The sequence below is a fragment of the Streptomyces sp. NPDC047525 genome (assembly GCF_040643025.1).
Lineage (GTDB): Bacteria > Actinomycetota > Actinomycetes > Streptomycetales > Streptomycetaceae > Streptomyces > Streptomyces durmitorensis.
Genome location: NZ_JBEYTL010000009.1, coordinates 296,040 through 315,831, shown reverse-complemented (window position 1 = coordinate 315,831; position 19,792 = coordinate 296,040). Strand labels below are relative to the sequence as shown.

Sequence of the window (19,792 nt, the reverse complement as noted above, 5' to 3'; positions counted from 1 at the left end):
GTTGGCGATCATGCGTGTCTGTGTGCCGCCGTTGCCGTCAGGATTGCCGTCAACCTGACCCATGACGGCACCTGCACCTGTCTGCGCCTACAGGGCTTCAGCACGGCAATCTGGCCAGAGACTCGTCACTCGTCCGCTGAAGCGATCACGTCCACATTCCCCTGCCCCGGGTGGCGGACCGTAGAGACCGTGGGGTGCGCGTAGTCGAACCTAACCCGAGCGAAATCACCACGATAATCGCTCGGGATTTCATTGTCGGCGACAATAAATTGCACCGCACCAGGGGGATCGCTCACTCCGCGAACAAGCCGCTGATAGATGGTTCTGCACGTAACGCTTCCTGGGTCCAGCGCCAACCTAGGCCCATCGATAACCAAAATTGACGGATACGGAGCTCCTGTTTTTTCCGCAACTGTCATCAATGAGGTCCAGTAAGCAATTTGCATCGCCGTCATGGACCCTCCACCGCTCATCATGGCCTTCGTGAAAGCCTTTCCATTGATCAATGGCAGATAGCTCTCCCTGTCGAACCCAGAGGTTTCAACAGAAGCAATCCTTAGGGCCTTGATCGTAGTCTTGAATTCCTTCTCGATATCGTCGAGAATCATGCTTTTGTGCGACTCAAGTGCAGCTTTGCGAGCAGTAATATTCGCCTTAATTCGCTCTTGATCTGAACGAAGGTTCTTGACCTCCAGTTCGATGTCTGAAACTCGATCCCACTGCTGCAGTACCGCCTCAAGGTGCTCATGCTGAGTTCGGGCAGTTGCCCTTCGATCCGATACATCAGCGAAGGCCTGCAAGCGAGGCGTAACGCGCTGGGCAGTACGCTCTTCAAGCGTTGCTGTCAGCTTCCTGACCAAGGACTCTCGGTCGAGGACCATCCGCTCGGCTCTTGCTAGTTGCTGCTCACTTACCTCACTTTGAGCATCCATCTCCTCCAATTGAAGTTGAAGTTGCTGAAGCTCATAGCTGTCAGATGCTTGATCAGGTGACACCGGGTCCGGCTGAAGGCAGAGTCGACACTGATCTTCTGCTACTTGTCGGTTCTTCACTGACTGCATACAGCGCGGACACACCGAGAACTCGATATTCGCCAGCCTGGCGCCCGCATCACGCATCCGCTCAAGACGCGCGCGATCGGACAGCACACGCTGCCGCTCAGTTCGGATTTGGTCACGCTCTCGTGCAAGGTCCTGCACTGAAGCGCGAGCCTCAGACAAAGTCCTCTCTGCGTCCGTGAGTAGGTCTCGATAGGCTTGCGTTTGCCGGTCGATCACGGGATCCAGCTCTTCCCGTAGTGCGTTTAGCTCCTCCAAGGCCCGCTCTTGTTCCTCTACTGCTGCAGCTAGCCTTTCCATCACCTCTTCTCGACCGCTGGTGTTGCTGTCGCGGAGAAAGTCCAGGACGGTCCTCAGCTGGCCAGCAGCGACATCGATTTGGCCATTCAGGAGGTTCACTTGCGACTGCATGGAGAGGATATCTGGATCCGTGAACCGAAACAGGAGCTCGAATACAGCCTTTCGCTTTGGCTCGTAGTAACTGTCTCGACTCTCTGCGATATCCCTATTAATGGCATACTGCGGAATATAAACAAACTTGAAAATATCACCAAAGGTGATACGGCTTCCCGGCTTACTGCTCCTACTTTTTTGGGCAGCGGCACGAACGTTGTCGGGAAACCCAAGCTTTTCAAGGAGAAAACTATTGAAGCTCGACTCCCCGTCACCAACGGAGTGATCGGGAAGCCTTTCCCCTGTAATCAGATCAGTTACTCGTACGTTCTTGCTCTTCTTTGCATCCAGGCTGCGCACGATCAGGAACTGGTCTTTGCCGATGCTGACATCGATAGCAACATCATGGATAGATTCCGTCGCTACCGGTGCGAGCCGTGCTTCTCCTGCCGCGAATCCATACTTGATGAGTTCAAGTAGAGTGGTTTTCCCCACCCCCGTAGGCCCTTCGAGTACCGTCAGGTCAGATCCGAACTCATAGCGAACCTGGCCCTCAGTGGTGTACAGAGAGAGTTCGTTGATTCGGAAGTTCAAGGTCATTTGATTACCTGCCGATGCGGACGGTCCATCAGGGTTTCGAGGCGCTGGTAGATGAGGTCCTTGAGGGAATTTCCAGTCTTCCCCGCTGACGCATCGGCGATCGCTTCACTGCGCTCACTCAGCGCCTTCCAATCGCGGGTCATACTCATCTGCTCTGCGAGGCGCCGGCCCTCCTTGGTCGGAGCCAGAGCGACGCTGCCTTTTCTACCCTTGGCGTACCGTAGAAGTCCACGGCCTACTAATGCACCAATAACAGCGTAATACCGGTCATCCCATGGCCCGTACTTATAGCGCACCATTGGTGCCTCAACATTCGTGGGCGTAACTAATTCCTCGCGGGTAAGATTGAGCCGAGGATCGTTTACTGAGAGATCGTCTAGGATCTTCGCCGCCAAGGCTGGGTACCGCAACAGGAAGTCCATCTTGGCGAGCTTTGTCAGACCGTCAAGTTTTCCCGCGTGTCCGGAAGCCTTGGATACTGCGTCCACGAGAAGCAGAACTCGCGCCTGGTGATAGGCCAGGTCCTCCTTAAGTAATGCGAGTTTCAGATCATCGTAAGCGGTACTCATGCCGCGCTCCCGCGGTTCTCTTCACGGATCCTGTCAAATTCTGCCGCTACATCGAATCGATCACTGAACCATACCTGGCAAGCATTAGCGAGTTCACTGATTCCCCCGAGCAGGAGCTCAGAATCCATTCCGGCAGGAATTCTCTCAGCTGGAATAGCATCAAGCTCATCTTGAAGAAGCCGCCAAAACTCATACCCCCAGACAGCCTGCGCCCGCAGGGACGGAGTGTCGACCTTGTCACTCACTCGCAAAAGAAGCCATCGCAATCGTTCGCGGTCGGCGAGCGCCGTGGGATCACCTGTGAGACGGTCATGCCAATAGCGCTGATAATCCTTTCTCAGTTGCTCACCGCGCTCAATACTGTTGTCCGAACATCGCCCCCTGCCCATTTTGATGGCTGCTCGGCTCATTCTCACAGGAGCCCCAAGGGATTCATACGCGGCAGGATTCGCAGCGGCAGTCATAACGACGAGGTCGATATCCTGCATTGTTACAATGCGACTTGAGAGTTCCCTCTCCTTGTCCGCAGAGGTGGCTGGCCCAGATCCGTTCATAAAGGCGAGTACTGGGGAAATGACTGCGTTGACTCGCGGTCCTGCGGCACGCATACGGGTATGGAAAATCCCGTATACCGCATTCCAGACGGATTCGCAGGGCACATCATAGCCCAAATGATCCACAACAGGTTTCGCAAATTTGGTTGGCGCGAGGAAAGCGACATCTACTCGCCTCGTCAAACCATGGCAGATATTCAGCATCGAGAGGAACCGCGCGACTTCCTCATCCTGAATTTCAACGGATACCTCTTTGAGGTTTCCCTTTTTCCATTCAGGTGGAAGGTGCGCCCCACTGTATGCGTGAATGGCCAAACGAAGCTTCGCGATCAATGCGGCTTGTTTACCATTGATCGTTATTGCCTTTTCAGACAGGCGCATTTCACGAAACGATTTGGTTACCGCCTCGACGTCCTGAGGTTCACCACTGAGAAGGCCGCCGCTGGTTGCCAATCTGCAGGTAGGCTTTTCTTTCAGCGCCCGCCACCGCAGGAACAAATGCGCCAATCCGCCCTCATCGGCGAGCTGGTTCACGGTTCTGTACGCATCCACGGATGCGTCTCTATGTTTGGCCGAGACGAGCTCTGCGGCGCCTCCCTGCATGGCAACCCAGTCCTCGTGATACTCGCAGAGGATTCGCCTGTCTTCATCGCCGCTCAAGCGCTTATTTGCCCCAAGGGCATGCAGGTAAAGCTGAAGGCCGTCCGCAGCAGCCATCGCCGCCTGCCAGTCATAGCGGTCATGCGTGGGGGCCCCTGAGTCATCTGGCTGGGGTTCCGTGACCACCAGTTCTGCGGCCGTCACCTCGGACTGCTCTGACGACTCAGACAATGCGCCCCCACACGGTCTCAAAGTAACAGTGCGTAGATCTTGGCACGCAAACACGCGCATGTGCAGTAGTGCGTACAAAATGACCTTGGATGGCTCGGCGGGGTCGTCTGTCCAGTGATCGCGCATCAAGCACGAGTAGGCGGACTGTTTGGAGCCACAGCCTGCACACTTCCTCGGTCCAACGTGACCCCAGAGGACCACTCCACATGGAGTAACGAACTCAGGTTCGGTCGCCGAAGACTTCAGCACCACGCTTCCGCCGACATGGCTTGCGCTGCACGTGTGCCGCTCATGAACCCCTGCCGGAACTCCCATGCTGGTGCGGCTGGGCCCCAAAAGAGGCTGCCGTCTAGTTCAGCCCCGTATATGGCCGTTCAGACGAGACCGGATGCCGTGGCCCGCCTGTGGGCCAGCCACCTAGGACCACAGGTGGGCATATCTGCACTCAGTCCGGGAGACCACCAGTGCAGTTGGAAAGTGCGTTCAGTGGAGTGAGCAAAACCTTCGACGACAACGACTTCGTTCAACTCCCAGTTGCTAGTGCCGTTCGTCGCCGTCAGCCGAGATACGGGTGCTCACGATGCTCAAGGGCGTGCCGGAGCCTGAGCCGCTGGGTGTGGTGCATCGGCAGGTCCTCAAGTTCCTCCGGGGGGACGAACCGGAGTTCCGTCGACTCATTGGAGATCGCGAGTTGGCCGCCGACAGTCCGGGCGGTGAAGCAGACGTTGAACTGTCGTCGGACCTCGCCGTCCGTGTACTCGATGATGTGCTTCGGGTCGGTGTACGTGCCGACCAGGCCCGTGATCTCGACGTCGAGGCCGGTCTCTTCCTTGACCTCTCGGACCGCCGTCCCAGGGAGGGAATCGGTGAGATCCATGCCGCCCCCCGGTAGCGCCCACAGGTCGTTGTCCCGGCGTCGCTGAAGCAGGATGCGACCTTGCTCGTCGGTGACGACCGCTGAGGCCGCGACGACCATGCTGTTCGGCTTGGGTGCGTTCGGGTCGTCGTAGTACTCGGTGCGCGCCATGGTCACTCCTCCTGATGTACCGGCTCCGCCGTCGCCCATACCGCGTCGAAGCTCTGGCCGTAGGTGTCGAACATGCCGCCTTCCCCGTTACGGCGGAGATGCCACACCGGGGCACCGTAAGCGTTCACTCCCCAGACGTGAGCGTTAATCAGCATCTGGTCGTCGGCGCGGTACAAGGAGTTGTAGAGCGTCGTCGCGTGGGTCCTTATCTCGATGCCGGAGACGCCGACCAGCGGGCGGTAGTGCATGAGGGCCAGGCGGCACCGGGACTCGATGCCGTGCCCGAACCGCTCCTCCTGGCCGCGCGCCTGGACGTTCGAGCTTTCGGCATCACCAACCGCGATGCGTACGGTGCAGCCATCGGCGGCTCGTTCACGAAGCAGATCATTCAGCCGCGGGTACGCCTCGTGCAGGAAGACGGCCGCGTATACCAACACGTCGATGCGCTCGCGGGCCTGCGTCATCATGTCCACGAACGTGGACACGGGGATGTCTGCACGCTGCTCATAAAGGGCAACGAGTTCCGGGCTGATCGCGCGGGCAGGGCGGGCCTGCCGAAGTGCCGGCCAGAGTGCGTGCACGTCTTCTCCTAGGGCTTCAGCCGCCTCCAAGGCTGTGGCTCGGCGCGGCGTACGGCCCAAATTCACCCATCGCTCGACCGACTTGGGGTCGACCTCAACTGCTTTTGCGAGGGCGGCATACGTCCAGCCTCCGGCCGCCATGACGGCACGTAGTCTCTCGTTCTGCATGAGTCTCCCCCTGAGTCTTGGGACGGCACTAGGGACGTTCTACCCGACGCGGGACGTCCCGAAGTGGGGTTTGAGGGTGGTTTCTAGGTCCTGCCGGTCCACCTGATGCTTCTTCGCATGAGTACGGACGGGTGCCGACTGCTTGCCGAGTTACGCGGCGGTCTGGTTCCAAGCCAGTTCGTCCCGTGGCGAGGAGAAGGCAGTAGTGACCGACAACGCGGATTTCCCAACTATCGGCGTTCTCATGGTGGATGAGCGCACTGGCAAAGCGGGCGTCGTGATGGGGCATGAGGGTCCCTATGTACAACTCCGGCCGCTGTGCGGGGGCCTGGAGTGGGACGTCCCACCCGATGCGCTCCGTCATCCCACTCCGTCCGAGGGGCTCAGCGCCAAAGTGGCTGTGGACAACGGGCGGTGGGGACGGTGAGCCCACGCGCTGTACTGCGGTACGAGACGTGGACTCTCGAACCCGATCGTGAACCTGACGCAGAGCCGGCAACGTACGCCATGCGGTGCGCGGTTGACGGCGAGACGTCACCGGCTGGCGAGGACTTCGCCGAGCCTCAGGCTTGGGTCCTCGAACACTGCGGCAAGCACCCGTCACACCACACCTACCGCGAGATCATCACGCGCCCGTGGCGGGCTTGGAGGCGAGCCTGATGCGCCAAGCGATCACCTGGTTGGGACAGTTCACCGGCCCGCTGCTGATCATCATGATCTCCGGATCGTGCGGCCTGGTCATCGGCTTCACTCTGGCGTCTAGCTCGACTCTCCTCTGAACCCCCGTCCCCACCGACTGAAGCCGATCGACGTGTTCCCCCACGTTCTGCGGGCTCGGTGGGGACGGGTTCCACATCTGCATCCGGCCTTGACCGGAAGACCCGATCCCCGCCCTTGATGCGAGCGGCGGGCACGAACAGCAAGAGACCGGACCACCCCTCAGCCTGGACAGCATTCCGGGTGGTCCGGTCGCGGAAGCCCTGATCAGGACCCCGGTGCCGATGGTACCGGGGCGGTCGGCGTGCTCGAACGCGGGTGCGACTGCAATCCCCGTTCCCAGTTATCGAGTTGGAGGGAATCAGTGTTGCGGTGCAGCCGGTGTAGGCCCCGTTCTGGCCTCAGCCACCGAAAGTCAGCCACGACGGCGGGGCGGGCGAACGAGCACCCGCCACGTATGTCTCCAGCAACCCCGCTCCGACCTCAGCCACGCTACTTCTATGCGTCACGGACTGCACCGTTGTATGCCCTTGGCGTTGCTGACGTGGCGTGGCAACTGGGTTCGGTCTGCGGCTCTGTGAACTGTCCGGCCTGGAGCAGCGAGCGATTGAGTGGTGTGGTCGGGCCGGGTACGACGGGCTGGCCCTGGAGCTCGATGCGGTCTGGCTTCTTCCTGATCTTGCTGTCCGCCTTGGCGAAGCTGCGCGCTGAGCGGCCCGTGGCCGCCACAGCGGTGGCGGAGACATGGAGCGGTGGCGGCCACGGGCCGCCAGCGCGCGCGGACCGCCGCAGGCGGGCCGCCTTGATCCAGTAAAGAAACTTTGGACAGCTCGCTCCCCGGGCCGCTCCTCGCTGCCTACTCATCGACACTTCGGCATCTATTGAGGCGTTATGTGCTTCGGATCGCCAGAACTTATCCACAGGCGTTCCAAGCTTTCCTGAACTCGTCGGTTCGGACTGTCACACGGCGAGGCCGCGCCACACCTGTAGCAGGTGAAGGACCGAGCATCGGTGTCATGGCTGAAGCGGGCTACCGAGAGGTGCGCGTGACGGGACGCGAAAGCAAGTCGCATCACCACGGCGCGGGAGGACGAGAAGTCTTCTACCGCCCTGCGGGACGGGGCATCCCACGGGCTAGTGAGCCGTGGTGGCGTGAACAGTCAGATCAGCGCAACGAAGGGCGGGACCTGGTGGACGAGTCGGAGATAGCGGCACTTGACGGTGAAGTGACGCGTCTCGCTGTGGAGATCGCCGAACTGGCGTCGCTCCTGGAGCAAGTGCGAGCGGAGGTTAGGCGCCTTCACTCTCGCTCTTCAGCTGCTGCACCAGCTCCAACACGCTCTGCATCGTCTCGCGCATCTCGCCGAGCTGGCCGCGCAGATCTGCAACCTCGGCGGAAAGGGACGCGACCCTAGAGCCCAAGCCTGCGGCGTCGCCCTCCGACTCGAACGACTCCGGTCCCTCTGTCCCGCCCTCCGACCCTAGGCCGGCCGCGGGGCGGCGGATGAAACTGCCCCGGCCCTGGACGCTGTAGATCAGCTCTTCGCTCTTCAGCAGTCGGAACGCGTTCTGGATGGTCGCGCTGGCCAGTCCGAACTTCTCTTGGAGCTCGCGGGAGGACGGGACCTTGTCCCCAGGACTCAGCTCGCCGCTCTGGATCTGACGGCGGAGGTACTCGGCCACCTGCACGTAGGGCGGTCGAGAGTCGTCTTCGAGGGGCAGCGTCATGGCCCAAGAATACGGCGGCTACGCCTGCCTCACCTACGGAACACATGGGTAGCAGCAAACATCCAACACATAGGTGTTGCAGTACACCTAGCTGTCGTGGTTACCTCTTGGTGCGGCCGGACCCGGACCGCAGAACCAACCGAAGGGCTCTATCTGTCATGGCTATGACCTTCATCCGCGTCGGTCTGCTCGACTCCACGAACTTCATGGTCGGCACTCCTCCGGTGCCGAAGTGGAAGGACCAGGAGAACGGCGTGCGCGCCGTCGATCGGGAGACCGGCCAGCCGATGTTTGTCGTGACGCTCTTCCTGATGGAGGACGACCGAGCCGAGGCAATGAAGATCACCGTTCCGGCAGGTGGCCTGCCGAACGGTCTTCACCCCGGTCGCTTCGTGAAGCCGGTCGAGCTGTTCGCGATTCCGTGGGCCCGGATTTTCAACGACTCCCTCCAGGAGGGCGTTGCCTTCCGGTGCGCGTCCCTGGAACTGGTCGCTGGCCCGGCGGTCCCGCAGGACGCCGCTGAGTCTGCGGCGGCGTAAGTCCCGCACCCTGCGACATCCCAGGGCGGCGGCGCTTGCCTTCTCTCCTCTGCGGGACAGGACGCTGCCGCCCTGGCGGCCAACTCATAGACAGAAGGACGAAGTGATGACCGGAATCAACGAAGCCTTCAGCTGGGTCAGTGGCACTGTCTGGCTGGGCCTCATAGCGATCACCCTCTGGGCGGTGGTGTGGGTGATCCGCTACCTGCGGGCGACGCCCATGAAGCGCCGCAGCATCCGTCTGGCCGTGCGCATCCGGTGGGGCTGGAAGCGGTTGGCGCCGATGGTCAACCTGTCCGTCACCGACAAGATGCCAACTGCCGTGGCCTCCCTCGCCAGCGGCGACAAGGTCGTCAAGCCTCGCGTCCTGGTACCGACTCTCAAGGTCGTCCCGGATGAGTTCGGAGTCATCGTGCGGGCGAGTTGCCTGCCGCAAGTGGGTCTGAAGGAATTCCAGAAAGCAGCCCCGTACCTGGCCGACGCGTGGCGCATGACCCGGGTTTCGGTCCTGCCGGACAAGCCGGGTCAGGTCCTCATCCGTGGGGTGCGAGTCGACCCGCTCATCACCTCGACCACGCACACGCCTTCAGGACACCCGCCGGAGAAGGTCGCCCTGTGGGATCTGGGGGTGGACGAGTTCGGCATGCCCGTCAGCGTGCCGCTGTCGGAAGTTCCCGGCATCACGATGGCGGGCCTGCCCGGCTTCGGAAAGACGTCTGCGGTCAACCGTCTGATCTGTGACTGGGCCCCGTCACCGGCCGTGCAGTTCAACGTGTTCGACGGCAAGGTGTCGCATGCCTATGAGGGGGATTACGCCGACCTTGTAGAGCGGCTGTTCGCCTTCGTCGGTGACGACCTGGAGGCGGCGAACAAAGAGCTGAAGCGCCTGGTCGAGCTTCGCCGTGCCCGCTCGGCCTGCCAGAAGCAGATCCGGGGCGTCAAGAACTTCTGGCACGTCGGGCCCACGGAAGAGTGGCCGCTGATCGTGACCATCATCGATGAAGCTCACACGTACTTCCGCGATCACAAGGGCTCTGACGCGCAGACAAAGCGGCTGGCCGCCCTGGCTGCCGAGAACGCTCGCCTGGTGGAGGACCTCACCAAGAAGGGGCGGGCCCTCGGCTTCCTGACGCTGATCATCACGCAGAAGACCACCGGCGACGCCATCCCCACCTTCATCAGGGACGTGTGCCCGGTCGGCCTGTCCTTCGCCCAGAAGACTGCCGACGCCGCCGTTGCCGCCCTCGGAGACGACATCCGTCAGTGGCCCGAAGCCAACCCGGTCACGCTCCAAGACGCTGCCTACGTGGGAGTGGCGGTCATGAACGCCCACGGTCGCCCGGGCTTCGTCCGCATCCGCACTCCGTTCGTGGCCGACGAGCACGCCGCCCGCATAGCTGCCGAGACAGCTCACCTCACCCGTGACCCCGGGCAGCTCCTCGAACGCCTCACCGGTCAAGACCCCGTGGACCTGGCCAAGGCTCTGTCCGAAGCAGCCTGACGGCCCTCCCCCCTGTCCTTACGCCCTCGAAAGAAGGTGAACCCTCATGTCGGAAGACCGGATCACGCAACGGACGGTGACCGTGGTCATGGCTGTCATCGCCCTGCTGGCCTTCGTGTTCTCCTTCGGCAACGTATGGAGCCTCGCCCTGCGCCTCGGCGTCCCCGGCTCGGTCGCGCCGCTCATCGCCCCGATGGTGGACCTGTCCGTGGTCGGCCTCCTGGTGGCCCTGCGGTACCTGTCTCTGCGCGGAGTACCAGCCAGTGAACTCACGGCGGCGACCCGCCTCATGCACATCTCCGGCTTCTTCACCCTCGCCCTGAACGTGGCCGAACCCATCATCGCCGGGCACTACGGCCGCGCCTGCGTGGACGCCGTAGCTCCGCTACTCCTCCTCGGCTGGGGCGTGGTCGGCCCCGCCCTCCTGCGCCACTTCCACGCGGTCAGTACCCCCGCCGATGCGCCGACCGAATCCCCGGCACCGCTGACCGGCACGGCTCTGGTCCCAGACCAACCGGCACCGCTCGCGCCCGCCGCAGCTGTCGAGCCCGCAGCCCCCGCGGTGACTCCCACGCCGCAGCCCGCCTCCGCCCCGGCCCCCGGCGCTCCGGTGCCCCCGGGCCTCCTGGAAGCCGCACGCGAGATCGCCGCTGAACACACCGCCGCCCACGGCCAGCCCATCACTGCATCCCAGCTAAAGGCCCGGCTCGGCGTCGGCCTTCCCCTGGCCAAGGCCGCTCACGCCGCCCTGACGGCCTGACCTTCGGCCGGCGCCTCGGCCCAGCTCCCCACCCCTGCCCTACCGGGCCCGGTTCGTCATGCCTCCGGGCGGCAACAAAGCCCCTCTGCTGCCCGGAGGCCCCGCCCCATCAGAAGGGAAACCTGCACGTCATGGCCCGCGAAATCGGCCTGCACCACGTGATCAGCCCCGCCGTCAGCGACCTTCTCGCCCTCGCGAACGGCAGCAACTTCGACCGCGTCGCCGAACAGGTCCGCGACCTGCGCGGCTGCACCCACCCCGTGAACCTGCACGGTTGGACGGCCACCACCGACCCGGCCACCAAGCAAGTGGTCCGCTCGTACCGCTCCGAGGACGAGCCCTCCGGACGGCTGCTGACCGCCTGCGGCAACCGCCGCTCCTCCCGCTGCCCTGCGTGCTCCCGGGTGTACGCCGCCGACACGTACCACCTCATCAAGACCGGACTGTCCGGCGGCAAGAACGTCGCCGAAACCGTCCGCGACCACCCCCGCGCCTTCGTCACCCTCACCGCCCCATCCTTCGGCCCCGTCCACAACCGCCCTACGACCAACGCGGGCAAGCCCCGCCCTTGCGCGTGCGGCGCACGCCACCCGCAGAACGCTCCCGAACTCGGCACACCACTTCGCCCAGCAAGCTACGACTACACCGGCGCCGTGCTGTGGAACGCCCACGCCGGGGGGCTCTGGGCACGCTTCACCACCTACCTTCGGCGTGCCCTCGCCGAGCACCTCGGCATGACACAGAAGGCACTGAACGCTGCCCTGCGCGTCTCCTTCGCCAAGGTTGCCGAGTACCAGCAACGCGGCCTGGTCCACTTCCATGCGGTCGTCCGCTTCGACGGTCCCGACGGTCACACCACCTCGCCCCCGGCCTGGGCCACCTTTGACGCCCTTCACGCGGCTGTCGGCCTGGCGGTCGAGCGGGCCAGTCTCCTCGTCGAGTCGGACGCGGTAGGCGAACGCGTCATCAAGTGGGGTGGCCGCTTCAAGGTGGACGAGATCTCCACCCTGGGCGATGGCGAACTCACCGATGCCAAGGTCGCCGGATACGTCGCCAAGTACGCCACGAAAAACGCTGAAGGCGCGGGCACCGTGGACCGCACCCTCGTATGCCGCCCCTGCTCGGGACGCGGCTACGTACGCGGCCCCGATGGGTTCCGCGACCTGTGCGAGGACTGCGACGGCACCGGCCAAGCCGAACCCCTCAGCAGCCTGCCCGTCCAGCAGCACGCCCGGCAGATGATCCGCACAGCTTGGGCGCTGGGCCACCTCCCGGAGTTCGCCCACCTCAAGCTCTGGAAGTGGGCTCACATGCTCGGCTTCCGCGGCCACTTCTCCAGCAAGTCCCGCGCCTACTCCACCACCCTCGGCGCCCTCCGCGACGTCCGCCGGGCCTGGCGTACTGCCCAAGCCGAAGCCGCCCGGGCTCGCGCTGGCCTTCCCATCGACGACGAAAACACCACCCTCGTCACCACCTCCTCGTGGACCTACCTCAGCAGTGGCTACCGATCCGGCGAAGAGCTCCTCGCCGCCCAGGTCCGCCACGACGTGAACCACGCCCAACGCATCAAGCACGAAGGACTGGTGCCCGCATGACAACGGCCGTGCTCACCGTGGACCAGGTCGCCGCGCGCCTCGGCATCAGTCGCTGGAAGGTCCACGACCTGATCCGCTCCCGAGAACTCGCCTCTTTCAAGATCGGCCGTTGCCGACGCATCAGCGAGGCCGCGGTGGACGCGTACGTATCCCTTCGCACCGAACAGGAAGCCGCCTGATGGCCAAGCCGAAGAAGAACGCCAACAACGAGGGCACCATCTACCAGCGCAAAGACGGGCGGTGGGAGGGCAGCGCGTACGTACTCACGACGGACGGCACGTACAAGCGGCGCAGCGTCTACGGCAAGACCTGGGACGAAGCACACGAGAAGCTGACCAGGCTCAAGGCCGACTCCCTCAACGGCATGCCGGTGGCCACCAGCAAGATGACGGTGGCCGAGTACCTGGGGTACTGGCTGCTGAACGTCGCCAGGGGCAAGGTCCGGCGGACGACCTACGTCAACTACGAATCCCTCGTCCGCAACTACGTCACTCCGGAGTTCGGCAGGAAGAAGCTCGTCCGGCTCACCGCCCGCGACATCCGGGCGTTCCTGGTGAAGACGGCCGCCACGTGCCAGTGCTGCGCGCAGGGCAAGGACAAGAAGCGGCCGGAGCACAAGCGGCGTTGCTGCGCCCTCGGCAAGTGCTGCACGAAGCTCCCGTCTGATCGGACCGTGCGCTTCCTGCTGGTGATCCTGCGTGCCGCTCTCCAGCACGCCGTGCGTGAAGACGAGCTGCCGCGCAACGTGGCCCGGAACGTGGAGCTGAGCATGGGAACGAAGCGCGAGATCGAACCGCTCACGGCCAAGGAAGGGGGCCTGCTCTTGGCGGCGGCCCGCGAGAACCGGCTGTGGGCCGCTTACGAGCTGGCGGTCCGGATCGGCCTACGTCGTGGGGAGCTGCTCGGGCTGCGCTGGTCGGACGTGGACCTTCACGAAGGTGTCCTTACGGTCCGGCAGGCTCTTCAGCGGGTCGGCGGTGAGCTGCTGATCGTCGCGCCGAAGACCCAGCGCTCGGCTCGTCGCGTGGCTCTGCCGTCTGAGTGCGTGACGGCGCTCCGCGCCCAGCGGGCCCAGCAGATCGCTGACAAGAAGGCCGCAGACAGCAACTGGAAGGGGACGGGCCATGGCCTCGTCTTCACCACCAAGAACGGCACCCCCATCGAGCCGCGCAACCTCAACCGGTCCTTCGAGGTGCTGTGCGTCCGTGCCGGAGTCCGCAAGGTCCGCTTCCACGACCTGCGGCACACCTGCGCGTCTCTGCTCCACGAACAAGGCGCCGACGCTCGAATGATCATGGAGGTCCTGGGCCACAGCTCGATCCGCGTGACCATGGACATCTACACCTTCGTCCGGCTCGACTCCCAGCGATCCGCTTTTGATCGCGTCGGGGACGCTCTGAGGGGTGACGGCAACGATCCGGACGATGACGACGGTGCGGCCGGTGTCCCGGTGACCGTCTGATTCGCTCCCGGCAGCGGTTGCCGTCAAACACTGCCGTCAGGACATACGCCAGAGGCCCCGTGGATTCCTCCACGGGGCCTCTGGACTGCTGTGCACTCGGCAGGATTCGAACCTGCAACCTTCTGATCCGTAGTCAGATGCTCTATCCGTTAAGCTACGAGTGCTTGATTTTTCTTTTGTTTGCCTTCGCTCCCCGACCTTTCGGCCCGTTCGCGGCGACAGGAAGAACATTACATGACCGCCGCCGCCATGTGAAATCCATTGACCACACCGCTTGCGACCTGCGGAAACGCGCCTCTCGGCAGCGAAACGCCGAAGCCCCGGTCCAGGGGACCGGGGCTTCGGGATCTTGCAGCGGAGGCGGAGGGATTTGAACCCTCGATGGGATTTAAGTCCCAAACCGCATTAGCAGTGCGGCGCCATAGACCGGACTAGGCGACGCCTCCAGCTTGCACACCTGCGCGAACGCGAGGGGTGCGTGCAGATGATGACACAGCCGGGCGGCGTGTCACCAATCGCGGCTTCCAAGGTACTAGTCGGGCGGCCCGCAGAGCAAAGTGTCTTTCCCCGCCCGCAACGTCGCGGCGTCAACGGCGTTAGACGCGGTAGAGCCCGTACGTGTTCGCGTACCCGGTATCCCGCACCCAGTGGAGCCCCGTCATGCTGCGCCGCCTCGTCCTCACCGCCGCCGCGTCCGTCGCCGCGCTGTCCGCCGCGCCCGTCGTCGCCCACGCCGACATGGGGCCCCTGCACCTGTCTACGCCGTTGACCGAGTCGACCCCCGACCGGCTCACGGTGAAGGTGACCGACTCCGGGCACGGACAGGACGGGACGTTCGAGCTGGAGTGTCACCCGTCGGGCGGCACGCACCCGCGGGCGGAGGAGGCGTGCTCGAAGCTCGACCAGGGCACCTGGGGCAAGGACACCTTCGCGCCCACGCCGGCCGACTCGGTCTGCACCATGCAGTACGGCGGTCCCGCCACCGCGCACATCACGGGCACCTGGAACGGGCGGCCCGTCGACGCGACGTACGACCGCAGCAACGGATGCGAGATCTCCCGGTGGGACAAGCTCGTCCCGGTGCTGCCCGAGGCCGGCGCCTAGCACCGGACGAACCCTTTCGGCCACGGCCAAGTCCGGTTCCGGCCACGGGAGAATCCGTCCGGCCGCCACCCCGTCGTGACCAGGCGGTACGGAAGCCTCACATCTTCTGCGTGCGACCTCCCTCTCATCCGGCGTCGCTCGCACAACCACTCCCCGTAGACTCCCTCCCGTGACACGCCGCGGGCCGCGGGGCAAGATGGCCTGGGCGAGTCGGCAAGCAGCAGTAACCAGGGAGGAAGCGTCGTCGTGAGCAGCAGGCCATCCCGAGGCGCTGCTCGCCTCGCAGCCATACTCGACGCGCTCCCGGACGCGCTGGTCCTCGTGAACGCCAACGGGACCGTCGTGAACGCGAACGCGATCGCGCTCGAGGCGTTCGAGACGCCGGGCACCGCCCTCGTGGGCCGTGGCCTCCTCGATCTGTTGCCGGAGTTCGACTCCCGGCTCATTCCCGGATCGATGCGCAGGCCCGAATCCATCGACGAGCGCGGGCGTACGAAGCCGACGCGGATGATCGCGCGTCGCACGGACGGCAGCGAGTTCCCCGTCGAGGTCACCAGCTCGAACCTCGAGGACATCCGGGACGCGTACGACAATTACGGCTACACCGGCGACGAGTTGCTCATGCTCGTCGTACGCGACCTTTCGGGCGCCGTGGACACCGAGGCCGAACTGGCGCGCTCCCAGCGGCAGACCGAGATGATCCTGCGCGCCGCCGCCGAAGGTGTCGTCGGTACGGACACCGACGGACGGGTCGTCCTCGTCAATCCGGCCGCCGCCCAGATACTGGGCTTCCGCGCCAGCGACCTGGGCGGGCAGGAGCTGCACCACTTGGTGCTCCACTCGCGCGCCGACGGCGAGCCCTTCCCCTACGAGGAGTCCCCGCTCGCGGACACGCTGCGCTCCGGGCGCAAGCACCGGGTGCGCGGACAGGTCCTGTGGTCCAAGAGCGGCGACCGGGTCGCGGTCGACCTGACGACGGCGCCGGTGCGGGACGGGGACCAGCTCGTCGGCGCGGTCATGACGTTCACCGACCGGCGGCCCTACGACGCGCTGGCCGAGGAGCACGAGGCCGCGATCGCGCAGCACGCCGAGGAGATGCAGGCCGCCACCGAGCGGCGCACGGAAGAACTGCGGGCCGCCACCGAGCGGCACGCGGCGGAACTGGCCGCAGCGGCCGAGCAGCGCGCGGAGGAGATCGCCGCCGAGCAGGAGCGGTACGCGGCACTCGCCGAGCGCGAGAAGGACCGGTTCGAGGAACTGACCGAGCGCGAGAAGGCGCGGTACGACGCTCTTGCCGCGCGGCATGAGCAGCTGCTCGCCGTGCTCGGATCGTCCCTGCGGGGCCCGCTCGACGAGCTGCGGCGTGAGCTTTCGGCCCTCGCCGCCGATGACGCCGGGCAGTTGTGGCCCGAGGCGAATCAGGTTCTTCATCACCTTTCGGCCGGGTACGCACGGATCACCACGCTTGTCGACAACGTCCTCGGCTTCCAGCTGCTCGACTCCGGTGCGGACGAGCTGTCCTGCGTGAAGGTCATGCTCGACGCCGTCGTCGCGAGCGGCGTGGAGGGCGCGATCGAGCTGATCGGGCCCGGCCGCGCGCAGTTCGCGGTGCACGCGCCGCCGATCGAGGTCGAGGTGGATCCGGGGCGGCTCGCCACGGCGCTCGCACACCTGGTCGCCGACGTGGCGGGGATCGACGCCACGGGCAACGCGCGCGCCGGAGTGGCTCCTTCGGCCGTGGCCCCCGGTGGGTACGTGGACTCGACCGTCGTCGTGGCCGCCGCTCAGCGCGGCGAGGTCGTCCGCATCGAGGTGCGGGGGCCGTACACCGGGGGAGACCCGGTGCACGAGCCGATCGTCCGGGGCATCGTGCGGGCGCACGGCGGCGTGCTGCAGACGCATGAGGTGCCGGGGATGAGCGGCAATGCGTACGTTCTTGAGGTGCCGATCGGTGCGGGGGGCGGGGCTGTTGCCTCTGCTCCTGCCTCCGCCTCTGACTCCGCCTCTGCTCCTGCTCTTGCCTCTGAGGCGCCGGGGGCCTCCTCCGTCGGCTCTTCGGTTGTTGTGCCCTCGCAGGCTTCGCCCTCCACGGGTGGCGGACGGCGACGGGCCCGGCGGGCTGCCGGTCCTTCGGTGGACTCGTTCCTGGAGAGCTCGGATGCCGAGGGTGCCACCTCGGGAGGCGGGGCCTCGCCCAGCGGGACCGGGCGGCGTCGGGGGCGGCGTGCGGCGGAGGCCGCTGAAGCGGCGGAGGCGCAGGCTGTTGCTGAGGCCGCGGCTTCGGGCTCCGCTTCGGGCTCGGGTTCGGGTTCGGGTTCGGGTTCGGCCGAGGTGCCGGTTGCTCCGGAGGCGCCCGCGACGGGCGAGGGTTCGCAGGGGTCGCAGACTTCTGGGGGTACGGGGCGGCGGCGCGGTCGGCCCAGCGCCGCGGAGAGCTCCGCTGGTGCTGCCGGTTCTGCCGGTTCCGTGGGCTCCGTGGTGACCGCTGCCGAGCACGCCGCCGGGTCGGCGGCTCTCGGGCAGACGGTGCCGCCGCAGGGCGTGCCGGTTCCCGCCGGGGGCGTGGCTCCCGCGGCTTCCGGGCAGCGGGCGCGGCGCGGCAGTGACGAGCAGTTGGCGTTGCCGCCCGCGCTGCCTTCGGGCGGTGGCTCCGGGGCGAGCGGCTCCGGGGCGGGGACGGCTGTGGCTGTCGCCGGTTCGGCTGCTTCCGCCGGTGACGCGGGCGAGGCCTCGCCACGGCCGACAGGGCGACGCCGCCGTGCGCTTGCCGCCGCCAAGGAGCGGGCCGCTGCCGAGGAGGCTCCCAGCGGGCGCGTCTTCGCACTGCCGCCCGCTTCGGCGGACCAGGACGACACGGGTCAGCACGAAGCGGCCCTGCACCATCCGGACCATCCGGCCGACGACCACACCCCGCCGCAGCCTCACCCGGCGGAGGCGCCGACGGGCCGCCGCCGGTCCCGTCCCGCGCCGGAAGCTCCGGAAGCTCCGGCAGCTCCGGCAGCTCCGGCAGCTCCGGCAGGTCCTGGTGCGCCCGCGGCTGCCGCCGGTCCCGCGGGGGACGCGCAAGGGACCCCGCCCGCCGGCGTTCCCTCGCAGGCCACCACGTACGGCGAAGGCACAGGCACCCCCGCGCGGGGCGTCCACACACCCGGCAGGGGCGTCGCGCTCCCGCCCGAGCGCGGGACGCAGGCGCGGGCCGCGCAGCCGCTGCCCGCCGAGGCCGCGCCCGGCGACCCCAACTCGACGCAGGGGCGCGCGATCAGCGTGCGTACGCTCGGGCAGGGCGTGCCCTTCGGCCAGCAGATCGCCGAGCAGCAGCAGCGCCGCCTCGGGCTGCAGCAGGGCCAGGCACCGGCAACGGCACCGGCGGCGGCAGCAGCGCAGAATCCGCAGATCCCGCAGGCGCCGCAGCCTCCGCTGCCCCCGCAGACGCCTCCGGCTCAGCAGCCCCCGCAGCCGCCCCAGCAGGCTTCGGCGCCGCCGCAGGCACCGGCCAAGGCCCAGGCCCCGCAGCCCACCGCGGGCGCGGGCCCGCTGCCCGAGCAGGCCCCGGCGCAGCCCGCGGCCCCGGCCCAAGGCCCTGGCACCCTCGGAGGCGGCGGCTCCCTCGGGGGCTCCGTCGGCGGCTCCGGGCGTCGTCGCAGGCTCTCCACCCGGCCTGACCCCGCAGCCGAAGAGCGCCCCGAGGCCGCCGCCCGCCCGCACCCCCAGGCGCAGGCCCAGCCGCAGTCCCGTATCGGGTCCTCCACGGAGGGCACCGGCCGCTCGTACGCCATAGGCGCACCGGACGAGGACGCCGACGAGGGTCCGGAGCCGTTGGACGGTCCCGGCGGTGCCGTCGAGGTCGCCAACCGGCCCCAGCCACAGCCCATGGACGACGAGCTGCCGCCCGAGCCGCTGGACAACCCGCGCCGCCTCCTCGTCTGGCCCGCGCCCGACGTCACCACGCAGCAGGCGCTGAGCGACCGCGGCTACCGTCCCGTGATCGTGAACTCCCGCGAAGAGGTCGACGCCCAGATCGCGGCGTTCCCCGCGGCCCTGTTCGTGGACCCGCTGACCGGACCGATCACGCGTACGGCCCTGCAGTCGCTGCGCACGGCCGCCGTGGCCGCCGAGGTACCCGTGCTGGTCACGGCGGGACTCGGCCAGGCGACGCGCGAGGCTGCGTACGGCGCAGACCCCGCCGTACTCCTGAAGGCCCTCGCACCCCGCGACAGCGAGCAGCACCCGCCCCGTGTCCTGCTCATCGAGGAGCACGAGGAGATCGCGCTCGCCCTGACCGCGACGCTGGAACGGCGTGGCATGCAGGTGGCGCGGGCCGAGAGCGACGCGGACGCGGTGACGCTCGCGGCGCAGATGCGGCCGAACCTGGTGGTGATGGACCTGATGCAGGTACGTCGCCGCAGGGCCGGGATCATCGACTGGCTGCGCGCGAACGGCCAGTTGAACCGCACCCCGCTCGTCGTCTACACCGCCGCCGTCGACCAGACGGAGCTGCCGCGGCTCGCGGCGGGGGAGACGGTGCTGTTCCTCGCGGAGCGGTCGACGAGCACCGAGGTGCAGGGCCGGATCGTGGATCTGCTGGCGAAGATCGGCACGAACTAG

The 19,792-nt window shown here is 66.1% G+C and carries 16 protein-coding genes and 2 tRNA genes; 10 read left to right on the top strand and 8 right to left on the bottom strand.

From position 1 onward, the window contains the following. Nucleotides 1-125 precede the first annotated feature (125 nt). From ABZ833_RS27520 to ABZ833_RS27500, 5 genes are all read right to left on the bottom strand, one after another. The gene (locus ABZ833_RS27520; RefSeq protein WP_361051543.1) at nucleotides 126-2,051 is read right to left on the bottom strand and encodes an AAA family ATPase; all 1,926 of its coding nucleotides are present in this window, start codon (nucleotides 2,049-2,051) and stop codon (nucleotides 126-128) included. Beyond that, nucleotides 2,048-2,620 (bottom strand): hypothetical protein, encoded by a 573-nt coding sequence (locus ABZ833_RS27515; protein ID WP_361051540.1) that lies wholly within the window; start codon nucleotides 2,618-2,620, stop codon nucleotides 2,048-2,050. The genes ABZ833_RS27520 and ABZ833_RS27515 overlap by 4 nt, the downstream gene beginning before the upstream one ends. After that, nucleotides 2,617-3,978, bottom strand: a complete 1,362-nt coding sequence (locus ABZ833_RS27510) for a hypothetical protein (protein WP_361051537.1) — start codon at nucleotides 3,976-3,978, stop codon at nucleotides 2,617-2,619. Before ABZ833_RS27510 ends, ABZ833_RS27515 begins: the two co-directional genes overlap by 4 nt. A 583-nt stretch (nucleotides 3,979-4,561) precedes the next feature. Continuing rightward, nucleotides 4,562-5,032: an NUDIX domain-containing protein gene (locus ABZ833_RS27505; RefSeq protein WP_361051534.1), complete on the bottom strand. Its 471-nt coding sequence runs from the start codon at nucleotides 5,030-5,032 to the stop codon at nucleotides 4,562-4,564. A gap of 2 nt (nucleotides 5,033-5,034) precedes the next feature. Next, complete coding sequence (locus ABZ833_RS27500; RefSeq protein ID WP_361051531.1) at nucleotides 5,035-5,781, bottom strand: XRE family transcriptional regulator; 747 nt, start codon at nucleotides 5,779-5,781, stop codon at nucleotides 5,035-5,037. Nucleotides 5,782-6,025: 244 nt separating this feature from the next. Between ABZ833_RS27500 and ABZ833_RS27495 the strand changes: the two genes are divergently transcribed. Continuing rightward, on the top strand, nucleotides 6,026-6,208 hold the full coding sequence (locus tag ABZ833_RS27495; RefSeq protein ID WP_361051823.1) for a hypothetical protein: 183 nt from the start codon (nucleotides 6,026-6,028) through the stop codon (nucleotides 6,206-6,208). Beyond that, nucleotides 6,196-6,441: a hypothetical protein gene (locus tag ABZ833_RS27490; RefSeq protein WP_361051528.1), complete on the top strand. Its 246-nt coding sequence runs from the start codon at nucleotides 6,196-6,198 to the stop codon at nucleotides 6,439-6,441. The genes ABZ833_RS27495 and ABZ833_RS27490 overlap by 13 nt, the downstream gene beginning before the upstream one ends. A 1,347-nt stretch (nucleotides 6,442-7,788) precedes the next feature. Here ABZ833_RS27490 and ABZ833_RS27485 read toward each other — a convergent pair. Beyond that, nucleotides 7,789-8,226 (bottom strand): GntR family transcriptional regulator, encoded by a 438-nt coding sequence (locus ABZ833_RS27485; RefSeq protein WP_361051525.1) that lies wholly within the window; start codon nucleotides 8,224-8,226, stop codon nucleotides 7,789-7,791. Between the two features lie 158 nt (nucleotides 8,227-8,384). Between ABZ833_RS27485 and ABZ833_RS27480 the strand changes: the two genes are divergently transcribed. The 6 genes from ABZ833_RS27480 to ABZ833_RS27455 all read left to right on the top strand — a co-directional run bounded on the left by ABZ833_RS27480 (nucleotide 8,385) and on the right by ABZ833_RS27455 (nucleotide 14,083). After that, on the top strand, nucleotides 8,385-8,765 hold the full coding sequence (locus ABZ833_RS27480) for a hypothetical protein (protein ID WP_266741398.1): 381 nt from the start codon (nucleotides 8,385-8,387) through the stop codon (nucleotides 8,763-8,765). Next, nucleotides 8,686-10,266, top strand: coding sequence for a cell division protein FtsK (locus ABZ833_RS27475; RefSeq protein ID WP_361051520.1), 1,581 nt, complete (start codon nucleotides 8,686-8,688; stop codon nucleotides 10,264-10,266). Before ABZ833_RS27480 ends, ABZ833_RS27475 begins: the two co-directional genes overlap by 80 nt. A 46-nt stretch (nucleotides 10,267-10,312) precedes the next feature. Further along, entirely contained in the window at nucleotides 10,313-11,026 is a 714-nt protein-coding gene (locus ABZ833_RS27470) for a DUF2637 domain-containing protein (RefSeq protein ID WP_361051517.1), read from the top strand. A 131-nt stretch (nucleotides 11,027-11,157) separates the two neighbouring features. Continuing rightward, the gene (locus tag ABZ833_RS27465) at nucleotides 11,158-12,621 is read left to right on the top strand and encodes a replication initiator (protein WP_361051514.1); all 1,464 of its coding nucleotides are present in this window, start codon (nucleotides 11,158-11,160) and stop codon (nucleotides 12,619-12,621) included. Beyond that, entirely contained in the window at nucleotides 12,618-12,800 is a 183-nt protein-coding gene (locus ABZ833_RS27460) for a helix-turn-helix domain-containing protein (protein WP_266741402.1), read from the top strand. The genes ABZ833_RS27465 and ABZ833_RS27460 overlap by 4 nt, the downstream gene beginning before the upstream one ends. Then, on the top strand, nucleotides 12,800-14,083 hold the full coding sequence (locus ABZ833_RS27455; RefSeq protein WP_361051510.1) for a tyrosine-type recombinase/integrase: 1,284 nt from the start codon (nucleotides 12,800-12,802) through the stop codon (nucleotides 14,081-14,083). The genes ABZ833_RS27460 and ABZ833_RS27455 overlap by 1 nt, the downstream gene beginning before the upstream one ends. A 91-nt stretch (nucleotides 14,084-14,174) precedes the next feature. Here the strand turns inward: ABZ833_RS27455 and ABZ833_RS27450 are convergent. Together ABZ833_RS27450 and ABZ833_RS27445 are read right to left on the bottom strand one after the other, a co-directional pair. Beyond that, nucleotides 14,175-14,247, bottom strand: a tRNA-Arg gene (locus tag ABZ833_RS27450). A gap of 191 nt (nucleotides 14,248-14,438) precedes the next feature. Next, nucleotides 14,439-14,529: transfer RNA gene (locus ABZ833_RS27445), tRNA-Ser, on the bottom strand. A 214-nt stretch (nucleotides 14,530-14,743) separates the two neighbouring features. On the opposite strand from ABZ833_RS27445, the gene ABZ833_RS27440 reads away from it, so the two are divergent. Together ABZ833_RS27440 and ABZ833_RS27435 are read left to right on the top strand one after the other, a co-directional pair. Next, nucleotides 14,744-15,187 (top strand): SSI family serine proteinase inhibitor, encoded by a 444-nt coding sequence (locus tag ABZ833_RS27440; RefSeq protein ID WP_361051821.1) that lies wholly within the window; start codon nucleotides 14,744-14,746, stop codon nucleotides 15,185-15,187. A gap of 246 nt (nucleotides 15,188-15,433) precedes the next feature. Continuing rightward, nucleotides 15,434-19,792 carry a PAS domain-containing protein gene (locus ABZ833_RS27435; RefSeq protein WP_361051507.1) on the top strand — a complete coding sequence of 1,453 codons (4,359 nt, stop codon included), beginning with the start codon at nucleotides 15,434-15,436 and terminating at the stop codon, nucleotides 19,790-19,792.